This window comes from Aquitalea sp. ASV15, assembly GCF_016429115.1.
Lineage (GTDB): Bacteria > Pseudomonadota > Gammaproteobacteria > Burkholderiales > Chromobacteriaceae > Aquitalea > Aquitalea magnusonii.
The window spans coordinates 1-2,572 of the sequence record NZ_JAELTZ010000109.1; the positions used below are offsets into that span (position 1 = coordinate 1).

Below are 2,572 nucleotides of genomic sequence, written 5' to 3' on the forward strand. Positions count from 1 at the left end.
AGCCGCGCGCAAGGAGGCCGAGGTATTGCTGGAGCAGCGCAGCCGCGCCTTGTACGACGCCAATTTCGAATTGTCCACCGTGGCGGCCCAACTGGAGAAGATCGTCGAATGGCGCATGGCCCAGCTGTCCGAGGCCCTGCTCAAGGCGGAAATGGCGGCCAAGGCCAAGTCGGAATTCCTGGCGGTGATGAGCCACGAAATCCGCACGCCGCTCAACGGGGTGCTGGGCATGGCCGAGTTGCTGTCCCATTCCAAGCTGACCGCGGAGCAGGGCGAGCAGGTGGCCACCTTGCAGGAGTGCGGCACTTCGCTGCTGGCGCTGATCAACGACATTCTCGACCTGTCCAAGATCGATGCCGGCAAGCTGACACTGGAACAGCGGCCTTACAATCTGTATGCCCTGCTCGATAGCGTGGTCAACCTGTTTGTGCCCAAGGCGATGGAGGCCGGCCTGCATATCGAATGGCAACGGCCACAGGGCAGCGCCTGGCTGCTGGGCGATGCCACCCGGCTGCGCCAGATCACCAGCAACCTGCTGAGCAATGCCATCAAGTTCACCCACCAGGGTGCGATCACCGTGACGGTGGGCATCGAGCCGCTGGAAGATACCTTCGACATGAAGCGTCTGGTGCTGGTGATCCGTGATACCGGCATCGGCATGACCCAGGAGCAGCTGGGCAAGGTGTTTACCGCCTTTGAGCAGGCCGACTCCACCACCACCCGCCGCTATGGCGGCACCGGGCTGGGGCTGGCCATCTGCCGACGCCTGGCCGAGGCCATGGGCGGGCGCATCGATGTCAGCAGCGAGCCCGGTGTGGGCAGCTGCTTCAGCGTGCACTGGGTTGCCACCGAGACCAGCGCCCCGGCCGCCGAGGCGCCGGTCATCGTGCTACCGGAGGAGGCGCCGAGCCCTGGGGCGGCCGCGCTGTCGGTCATGGTGGCCGAGGACAATACGGTGAACCAGAAGTTGATCATCAAGCTGCTGGACAAGCTGGGTTACCGCGATGTGCTGCTGGCCGCCAACGGGCGGCAGGCGCTGGAACGGGTCAGCCAGGGCGGGGTGGAGCTGATCCTGATGGACATGCAGATGCCGGAAATGGACGGGCTGGACGCCACCCGCGCCATCCGTCAGCTGGAGCTGGACTGCCAGCCCCACATCATTGCGCTGACCGCCAATGCCTTCGATGAAGACCGCGAGCGTTGCCAGCAGGCGGGCATGAATGACTTCCTGTCCAAGCCGGTCAGCCTGGAGCGCCTGTCCGTGGCCATGCAGCGGGCCAGCAGCCTGCTCAGCAAGCAGAAGCAGCCCAGTCCAGCAGGGGAGCCAGACACTCAGGCCAGCGCTTGAGCCGGTGGTCGTCGCCATTGAAAATGGTTTGTCGGTGGCCGCGGTAATAGCGTGCGGCGGCCTGCCAGTCCAGTACCTCATCCGCACTGCCCAGCCATAGCCAGTATTCACCGGCTGCCGGTGCTGCAAGACGCATGTCCAGCAAAGCCTGCATGTCGGCTTCGTCCAGCACGTACTCTTCTCCGGTGTAGGGATTGCGCTGCGAGCCCAGATAGCGCAGCAGATCGTCATACGGGGTGATGGCGGGATTGATCAGCGCCGCCTTGCGGCCATGCTGTTCGGCCAGCCAGCCGGCGTAGTAGCCGCCCAGTGAACTGCCGATCAGCCAGCTGTCGGCGGGCAGGGACAGCAATAATTCTTCTGCCTGAGTAATGGCGCTGGCCGGATGCGGCGACAGCCGTGGGCAGTGCAAGGTGACGGCGGGGGCATGCCGGGCCAGCCAGGCCGCCGTTTCCTGTGCCTTGAGCGATTGCGGACTGGAGTTGAAGCCGTGCAGATAGACAATGTGCATGATGCGTGTACAACAAAGAGCGGATTGATGATGAAGCCCGGTGCGTGTTCCACCATGAAAACACCACATCCGGCTTGGGCTGGGCGGGGAGATGCGACTGCCGCTGGCAGGAGGGGCAAGCGCGAGCCCGGATGCGGGCACCGTCACGCGTGCACACCTGGTTTACCGCCAGGGCAAGCCGGTCGGCCTGCCCTGTTTCACGTGAAACAGCTTACTCGGCCTGCCATTCGTAGGCCTTGAGAATGGCCTTCAGCTTGCCGCTGCGGCGCATGGCCTCGATACCCTGGTTCAGTTTTTCAGTGCTGACCGGCGAGCTGGGGGCCACAGCGCACATGGTGGGCATATAGGTTACCGTCAGCGGGTGCTGCTTGAAGGCGCGGGCTTCCTGCGGATTGGTCTTGGCCCACCAGGCCAGCTCCAGTTCCGAGGAAATGGCGACATCGGTCAGATGCTTTTGCAAGGACTTGACCAGCAGTTCCAGCCGAGGCTCATCCACGCGGGTGGTGCGGCCCACTGCCCACAGGTGTTCCAGCGTGGGGTAGCTGTAGCCGCGAATGGTGCCGATGCGCTTGCCGGCCATTTCATCGGCCTGGTGCAGGTCCGGCATGTCCTTGAGCGACAGCGCCCGCTCCACTTGCGGATAGAATTCGCGCGTCCAGCCCAGGCGTGCGGCATTGCCATACCATTCCGGATTGGCATTGCACACGATATTG

Annotated in this window: 3 protein-coding genes; 1 reads left to right on the forward strand and 2 read right to left on the reverse strand. The window is 63.9% G+C overall.

The window, feature by feature from the left end; genetic code table 11:
- The coding region (locus JHD64_RS20940; protein ID WP_199055517.1) for an ATP-binding protein at nt 1-1,348 on the forward strand (1,348 nt) is incomplete at its 5' end.
- Here the strand turns inward: JHD64_RS20940 and JHD64_RS20945 are convergent.
- Nucleotides 1,290-1,859 carry a YqiA/YcfP family alpha/beta fold hydrolase gene (locus tag JHD64_RS20945; RefSeq protein ID WP_233170646.1) on the reverse strand — a complete coding sequence of 190 codons (570 nt, stop codon included), beginning with the start codon at nt 1,857-1,859 and terminating at the stop codon, nt 1,290-1,292. The genes JHD64_RS20940 and JHD64_RS20945 overlap by 59 nt on opposite strands.
- 211 nt (nt 1,860-2,070) lie before the next feature.
- A partial coding sequence (locus JHD64_RS20950) for an ABC transporter substrate-binding protein (protein ID WP_199055518.1) occupies nt 2,071-2,572 on the reverse strand: 502 nt, incomplete at its 5' end.